Source organism: Pseudoalteromonas sp. SA25 (assembly GCF_011378705.1).
GTDB lineage: Bacteria > Pseudomonadota > Gammaproteobacteria > Enterobacterales > Alteromonadaceae > Pseudoalteromonas > Pseudoalteromonas arctica.
In genome coordinates this window covers 97,126-105,121 of the sequence record NZ_WTKV01000019.1, presented here as the reverse complement: position 1 = coordinate 105,121, position 7,996 = coordinate 97,126, and the positions used below count along the sequence as shown (strand labels likewise).

The following is a 7,996-nucleotide window of genomic DNA, read 5'->3' as shown; positions in this document are numbered from 1 at the left end:
GCTGTCTCTTGATCACAAGTCTGACTCAAGAGATTTTGCTAAATCGTAGCCTTCCAGGATGGCTTGTAACTTAAGCCATCCTTGCCATAACACTTTCACAGATGCACGCCCTGTGCGCTTGGTATCTTTCCAGCCTCCTAACTTTGCCAGTTCCTGATACGCCCATGACATATTTGGAGCAGTTTCAGGCAATGGTGTTTTTATTCTCTTTAACCACAATAACTTCCATGCTTTGGGAGATAACAGTTGTTCACAACTTGGAGAATCAGGCTGCTCATTGGTGAACTTTAGTTGCAATATTCGCGTCGCAATAAAGCCATTAATCGTCACCAATCTTTCCATGTTATCTTGGCTTTGAAGGCGTAAACTTTCGATATCCGTACCATCACTTTTCCAGACTTTATGGTATTCCTCTACAAGCCAACGGTGCTCATAGTAGGTGATGATAGCTAAAGCGTCTTCTTTGCTGGTGACTGGTTCACTGGTTAATAGGTGCCAGCTTAAGCCGTTCTCAGCGTTTCCTCGCTCTGCACAGCCGACATAGTAAACTGGGAGGGAGTGTCCTTTCTTATTGTAAGGCGCTTTGAGTGTCACTGGCGCATAGGTGATATCCAGTGTTGCGCTTCGGGCTTTTCTTCCTCCTTTTTGTGCAATGTGGATGTGTTTGGTGCCTGCACTCATCAGCTCGCTTGCAAACGCATAGAGCTTATCCTCACCTTCTTCAATATGACGACTTTGCATCGAGCGTACGACGAATCGTTGCTGCTCGCTCAGTTTATACTGCAAGTATTCGTAGATGTCCGCTTCGCGGTCACACACCGATATCACGTTCGCCATTTGTCCTTGCAGCCGCTCTGCCATCGCTCGTGACGCTGACTCCCACTTGTAACTTTCTTTTTCTTCGTAAGAAGTCGTCGCGTGTTTTTCTCTTTTTCCAATCGTGTTGATATCACGACTCCAGCGAGACTGTTCAATTAATCCCACAACTTGCTTTGTGTCTGGCGCAAACAGTAATACGCTATGAGCTAACAAGCCTCGTTGTTTTGCTCCTCGTCCGACATGACCCAAATCATCTCGAATGGAGGAATGTTTATAAATTAGTGTGGTCGTGTCTTCTAATGCGAGTAATAAGTTATGACTTTTTGCTTGTTCAACCGTGGCTTTAAAGCCTGACTCTGCTATAGCCGTTGCGTCAATATTCTCGTTGCGAATAAAGCGGTAGGCACCTTCCATATCGGCGGGGGATTGAGTGATGTTCACAAGTGGTTTTCCTGGTTCATTTGCAAGCGTTGATGCTAACTTTACCAGACGCGCTGTTCTTCTTGGATCACCTAAGTCCGATTTACCGAATTGTTGTTTTGCCCAATGAGTATGTTCGTTAATCATAATGTGCCCTCAAACAAGATTTGAAGATCTGATCATGACATTGAGATTTAGTTCAAAAAAATCCCCGCTAATTTCTTAGCAGGGATTTGTGTATAAGAGACAGCTTCAAATAAGTGGCTTTTGTATTTACCGCCTTAATATTCAAACTGTAAACCCCCTTTACACTTCTGTGACAGTTAAATATCGGACTTAGCTAAAACTTCAGTTAGTAAAATTTCGGTTTATAGCATTTTTTGTAACTTGAGTTGGTAAAAAATCGGTTTGAGTCACTGTTTATAGCCTATCAGTTAGTAAAATTTTGTTTTATAGCACAGAGAAGTTAGTAAAAAATCGGTTTATAAATTTGCTAAGTTTGTCTATTAAAGCAAAAATCAGTCACTTACCCGCCTTTTAAAGTTGCCGTAAACGCTTTTTACAGCAAAATCACCCCAAATATGCCGTTTTATGAAAGGTTAGTTAAACTCTGATCTGTAAATCCACTCAGGTAGTTAAATAGTGATCCAAAATTATTTGGTTAGTTAAAGTCTGATCTGTAATTATGCTTCAATGTTCTAACTTTACTTAAAGCAATAAAAAAGGGCCTATTGGCCCTTGAGTAACACTATCTAGTTAGAAATTAAAACTGGTTCATGGTGTTGTCTTCACCACCGGCTTTTAGCGCGTTATCACCAGAGAAGTATTCTTTGTGCGTATCGCCCATGTTAGACCCTGCTAGGTCTTGGTGCTTAACAGAAGCTTGCTCACGGCGAATTTCTTGGCGTTGTACATCACGTACATAAGCCAGCATACCCATATCGCCAAAGTAACCTTCAGACAAAATATCAGTGCTCAACGCAGCTGTATGGTACGTAGGCAGAGTAATTAAGTGATGGAAAATACCTGCTTCACGTGCGCCATCGCGCTGGAAGTTTTGCACTAGTAAATCGGCTGCTTGCGCAAGTTCTGTTGCATCCATTTCTGGTGCCATAAGGCCTTTATTGTCGCCAAGGCTTGGGTAAGCACTAAGGTCACGGCCTGCTTCTTCCCACTCTTGATACACTTGCTCACGAAACTTAAGCGTCCAGTTAAACGAAGGCGAGTTGTTGTATACCAGTTTTGCATTTGGCACGTGTTCTTTTACACGATTTACCAGTTCTGCAATTTGCTTAACATGAGGTTTTTCTGTTTCAATCCACAGTAAATCAGCGCCCGACTGCAAGCTCGTAATACAATCTAGTACTACGCGGTCTTTTTCAGTGCCTTCGCGGAATTGAAATAAACCGTTATCTAGGCGAGTTGGTTTACATAACTGGCCATTAATTTTCATTGCTGTGTCGCCTTCATTCAAGTCATCGACACCGTTAATTGGCGTCGTTTCTAAAAATGCATTGTATTGGCTTGCTAAGTCACCTGGTGTTTGTGACACAGGTACTTTTTGAGTAAGGCTTGCACCTAATGAATCTGTACGTGCCACAATAATACCGTTATCAATACCAAGTTCTAAAAAGGCGTAACGTACAGCGTTAATCTTTGCTAAAAAGTCTTCGTGTGGAACGGTCACTTTACCCGCTTGGTGACCACATTGTTTGGCGTCAGATACTTGGTTTTCTATTTGAATGGCACACGCACCGGCTTCAATCATTTTTTTAGCCAGTAAGTAAGTTGCTTCTTCGTTACCAAAACCTGCGTCAATATCAGCAATAATTGGCACAACATGAGTTTCAAAGTTGTCTATTTTATCAATAACAGCTTGAACATCGCCGCCATTCGCTTTTGCTGCATCTAGGTCGTTAAACAAGTGGTCTAGTTCACGTGCATCAGCTTGCTTTAAAAATGTGTAAATTTCTTCAATTAATGCAGGTACCGATGTTTTTTCGTGCATGCTTTGATCTGGCAGCGGACCAAATGCAGAGCGAAGTGCTGCAACCATCCAGCCACTTAAGTATACATAGCTGCGTTTAGTTGTTTTTTGATGGCGCTTAATAGCCATCATCATTTGTTGGGCAGTAAAGCCATGCCAACACCCTAAAGATTGGGTGTACAGGCTTGTGTCGGCGTCATATGCAGCCATATCTTCACGCATAACGTCTGCTGTGTATTGCGCAATTTCAATCCCTGTACGAAAACGGTTTTGTAAACGCATACGGCTTGCGTATTCAGGGTTAATAGCTTTCCATGCGCTGCCTTGTGATTGGCAAAGAGTAGAGAGTGTGTCTGTTTCGCGTTGATATGTTGTCATAATAAAATCCTTCGAACGAGTGTGTAAATTATTTTAATGTTGTGAGAGTGGCTAGGAGTGTGTGCTCCGTTTCGCTTGATTCAACATTAGGCTCCTTTTCTAGATTTAGTAAATTTATAGTTGTTATTGTGGCTATACATTTTGTGAATGGCTAAAAAGCACTCAACATTGCCTTTTTGAGTTATTGTTGCCTTAACGCACAAGCACACAACAACATCGCGACCGTTTAAGGAAGGCAATTATGTCCCACACTCTCACACATTCAGGACTCAGCGTAGACACACAACTCGCTGATTTTGTTAAAAATCAATTACTACCAGGCACTCACTTAAGTGAGCATCAATTTTGGCAAAGCTTTGCACATATAGTTCAAACACTTACCCCTACAAATAAGGCACTGCTTGAAAAGCGAGAATTGCTTCAACAGCAAATAGATGACTACCATCTTGCTAATAAAACGTGGGATAGCGTTAAGTACCATGCCTTTTTGCAAGATATTGGCTATTTAGTTAAAGAGCCTACCAACTTTGAAATTGAAACCCAAAATGTAGAACCCGAAGTAGCCCTTACAGCAGGTCCTCAGTTGGTTGTGCCTGTCAGTAACGCACGCTTTGCACTTAATGCCGCTAACGCACGCTGGGGTTCGTTATACGACGCTTTATACGGTACAGATGTGTTAAGCGAAGACGATGGAGCCGAAAAAGGGAATACCTACAATCCTGTTCGTGGTTTTAAGGTAATGGCCTACGCTCGCCAGTTTTTAGATAAAGCATTGCCGCTCACTAATGGCTCGCATATAGAAAGCACTAATTATTCAGTAGTAGATGGCGCACTTTTAATTACGTTACGTGATAGCTCTCAAACCACATTAGCTGACCCATCTCAGCTTATTGGCTATCAAGGTGAAGCACAAAACCCAACCGTAGTGTTATTAAAAAACAATGATTTACACATAGAGCTACATATCGATCACCACCACATTATTGGCCAAGCAGATAAAGCAGGCTTAAAAGATGTAGTGTTAGAGGCCGCGCTTACAACCATTATGGATTGTGAAGATTCTGTAGCTGCGGTAGATGCAGAAGATAAAGTACAAGTTTATAAAAATTGGCTTGGTTTGATGCAAGGTAACCTAGTTGAATCGTTTAAAAAAGGCGATAAAACTGTAGAGCGCACTCTGCAAAGTGATAAAACATACACCGCACTCGATGGCGGCACCGTTACTTTAAAAGGCCGTAGCATGATGTTTGTTAGAAACGTTGGCCATTTAATGACGAACCCTGCTATTACCGATGTGTACAATCAACCGGTATTTGAAGGCATTATGGATGCGATGTTTACTGCCACCGCTGCCCTGCACGACCTAAATAAAAAAACAGGTATTAAAAATACCAGCGCGCAAAGTATTAATATAGTAAAACCAAAAATGCATGGCCCTGAAGAGGTAGCGTTTACTAACACTTTATTTAGCTTAGTAGAGGAAGCGCTAAGCTTACCTAAAAACACGCTTAAAATGGGTATTATGGATGAAGAACGCCGTACTTCTGTAAACCTAAAAGCCTGTATTTATGAAGCTAAAGAGCGTGTTGTATTTATAAATACTGGATTTTTAGACCGCACAGGCGATGAAATTCATACCTCTATGCAAGCGGGTGTTGTACTTCCAAAAGCACAGATTAAGCAGCAACCATGGATACAAGCTTATGAGGATCGCAACGTCGATATTGGCCTTGCTTGTGGCTTAAGTCATAAAGCACAAATAGGTAAAGGCATGTGGCCAATGCCAGATAAAATGGCATTAATGATGGAGCAAAAACAAGCTCACCCTAAATCAGGCGCTAATACTGCATGGGTGCCCTCCCCTACAGCCGCTACCCTGCATGCAATGCATTATCACGATATAAACGTATTTACCGAGCAGCAAAGTATAGCTAAGCGAACTATTGCGAGCCTTAATGACCTGCTTACACCGCCGCTAATGACAGACCCTAAAACGCTTTCAAAAGAAGATATTCAAAGCGAGCTTGAAAACAACGCACAAGGCATTTTAGGTTACGTTGTACGTTGGATTGATCAAGGCGTTGGCTGCTCAAAAGTACCCGACATTAACCATATCGGGCTAATGGAAGACAGAGCAACACTGCGTATTTCAAGCCAGCATATGGCTAATTGGTTGCTAAATGGCGTGTGTTCACAGGCGCAAATAAAATCAACAATGGCTAAAATGGCCAAAGTAGTTGATGGTCAAAACGAGCACGACACTGCGTATACACCCATGGCAATAAACGAAGAAACCCTTAATAACAGCATTGCGTTTCAAGCTGCACTTGCACTGGTTTTGGAGGGTGTAACACAACCTAGTGGTTACACTGAACCACTGCTACATAGCTACCGTATAAAATATAAAGCACAAAAAACGAATACGCTTTAACTGCTTAAGCAAAGTTCAGATTAAGTGCTAAACCAGCTTTTAAGCTGGTTTTTTATCGCCTAAAATTAGAATAACATCACTTTTAAGTCATTTTAAAGGTATATAGATAATACATATGAATATCTAACATTTATTCAAACGTAAAAAAGCGTGTTTTGCATACACAAAACACGCTTTTTAAAGCTTTTAGCTAATTAAATCTAATTTTTTACAATGGCATTGTGATAAATATTTTGTACATCGTCACAATCTTCAAGCATATTTATAAACTTATCAAAGTTAGCAATAACTTCTTCGTCTTCAATTTCAATATTAACTTGAGGAATAAACGTAATTTCGTCTACTTCAAAGTTAATGCCTTCAAATGCGTCTTCAAGGGCAGTTTTAGCTTTAAAGTATTCTGTTGGCGGTGCAAATACCGATATTTTACCGTCCTCGGCTTCAACATCGCTAACATCAACATCAGCCATCATTAATGCTTCTAATACTATTTCGTCGTCATCACCCGCAAAGCCAAGTACCGCATAATGATCAAACATATGTGCTACGCAGCCAGGAGTACCAATTTTTGAGTCTGTTTTAGTAAACGGTAAGCGTACATCTTTAATTGTACGGTTCGGATTGTCAGTTAAACAGTCAACTATAACCATGCAATTACCAGGACCATAGCCTTCGTAACGGGCAACAGAGTAATCTTCCCCTGCGCCACCGGCTGCTTTTTCAATTGCTTTTTCAATAACGTGTGCGGGTACTTGGTCTTTTTTAGCTTTTTCGATTAGACGGCGTAGTGTTTGATTTACTTCGGGATCGGGATCGCCACTTTTTGCTGCAACGTAAATCTCTTTACCATACTTTGAGTTTACTTTTGTTTTTGCATTGGCTGTTTTGATCATAGAACTTTGACGAACTACAAATGCTCTGCCCATTTTGTGCCCCTAATGAATACGTTACGTTTTGCGGTATTTTACCAATTCAAAACGTATTGGGCTAGGAACAAACGTTATTTTGTAATTTAAATAACGTAGCACTTATTCTTAAATAAATTTAATAGTACGCTATTTAACATAACTCTATTTTTTCAGAATAACTCTCAACTAATGTCACTAATTCAACAAAGTCATGTAAAACGTAATCTGCCTGATCGGCATAAGCAGGCGTTGACTCTGGAGCGTATAAACACGCGCGCATATTTGCATTGTGCGCAGCTTGAATGTCGTAAAGGTAATCGCCTACATAAAGTAAATTTCTGGCGTTAATGTTCCAAAGTGTAGCAATGGCATTTAAAGCGCTGGGATCTGGCTTTGCTGGGGCATCGCTTCGCGTTAAAACTGTGCTGATAGGGAGTGGATTATTTTGTAATTTAATTGCCGCTGCTTTATCAAAATTGCGAGTAACAATCGCCATCGGAATATTTTTAGACTTTAAAGCATGAATAGCTTCACTCACACCAGGTAATATACTGGCATGTTGTGCATCTATTAATTCGTGTTGGTGAACTATATTCATTGCCTCTTCACGCATATACGGTGAGGGCAACTGAGCAATGTAATCAAGTAAGTCTTGCTCGCAAGGGCAACCTATTTGGGCCTTTATTAATGCAAAATCTAATTCTGATGAAACCAATGTTCCATCTAAATCAAAAATCACTCCAAAAATAGCCTCAACCTGAGTAGTCATATCATTCCCTGAATTTAGTTATTACTAAATGAAATTTAAACATAAAATTCTCTACTGCTTATGCCCTAGGCCGGTAAATACAAAGGGATAAATGAAACTAACTATATTTAAATATTAATACGCACCATTATCAATCTATTGATAACAAAGTAATTTAAGTGCTTGATATATCATGCGCAAAAAAAGGTAAATATACAAATTGAACTCACAAATTTTACGTAAATTTACAAATAACAGATCAAACATGAACGCAGTTTAAACGTATGAAGAAAACGCGCACATAA

Annotated in this window: 5 protein-coding genes; 1 reads left to right on the top strand and 4 read right to left on the bottom strand. The window is 40.4% G+C overall.

From position 1 onward, the window contains the following. Positions 1–12 precede the first annotated feature (12 nt). Together GQR45_RS15505 and GQR45_RS15500 are read right to left on the bottom strand one after the other, a co-directional pair. Positions 13–1,386, bottom strand: coding sequence for an IS4 family transposase (locus tag GQR45_RS15505; protein ID WP_096058041.1), 1,374 nt, complete (start codon positions 1,384–1,386; stop codon positions 13–15). A gap of 616 nt (positions 1,387–2,002) precedes the next feature. After that, positions 2,003–3,604 (bottom strand): isocitrate lyase, encoded by a 1,602-nt coding sequence (locus GQR45_RS15500; protein ID WP_007583624.1) that lies wholly within the window; start codon positions 3,602–3,604, stop codon positions 2,003–2,005. Between the two features lie 241 nt (positions 3,605–3,845). On the opposite strand from GQR45_RS15500, the gene GQR45_RS15495 reads away from it, so the two are divergent. After that, positions 3,846–6,035 carry a malate synthase G gene (locus GQR45_RS15495; RefSeq protein ID WP_165726422.1) on the top strand — a complete coding sequence of 730 codons (2,190 nt, stop codon included), beginning with the start codon at positions 3,846–3,848 and terminating at the stop codon, positions 6,033–6,035. A 200-nt stretch (positions 6,036–6,235) separates the two neighbouring features. On the opposite strand, the gene GQR45_RS15490 is transcribed toward GQR45_RS15495, so the two are convergent. Next, the gene (locus GQR45_RS15490) at positions 6,236–6,961 is read right to left on the bottom strand and encodes a YebC/PmpR family DNA-binding transcriptional regulator (RefSeq protein WP_007583619.1); all 726 of its coding nucleotides are present in this window, start codon (positions 6,959–6,961) and stop codon (positions 6,236–6,238) included. Between the two features lie 133 nt (positions 6,962–7,094). After that, the gene (locus tag GQR45_RS15485; protein ID WP_007583617.1) at positions 7,095–7,712 is read right to left on the bottom strand and encodes an HAD family hydrolase; all 618 of its coding nucleotides are present in this window, start codon (positions 7,710–7,712) and stop codon (positions 7,095–7,097) included. Positions 7,713–7,996: the final 284 nt, after the last annotated feature.

Bases quoted from the DNA above. Each gene is read 5' to 3' on its own strand.
- GQR45_RS15485 (WP_007583617.1), bottom strand. From the start codon at position 7,712: ATGACTACTCAGGTTGAGGCTATTTTTGGAGTGATTTTTGATTTAGAT.
- GQR45_RS15505 (WP_096058041.1), bottom strand. From the start codon at position 1,386: ATGATTAACGAACATACTCATTGGGCAAAACAACAATTCGGTAAATCG.
- GQR45_RS15490 (WP_007583619.1), bottom strand. From the start codon at position 6,961: ATGGGCAGAGCATTTGTAGTTCGTCAAAGTTCTATGATCAAAACAGCC.
- GQR45_RS15495 (WP_165726422.1), top strand. From the start codon at position 3,846: ATGTCCCACACTCTCACACATTCAGGACTCAGCGTAGACACACAACTC.
- GQR45_RS15500 (WP_007583624.1), bottom strand. From the start codon at position 3,604: ATGACAACATATCAACGCGAAACAGACACACTCTCTACTCTTTGCCAA.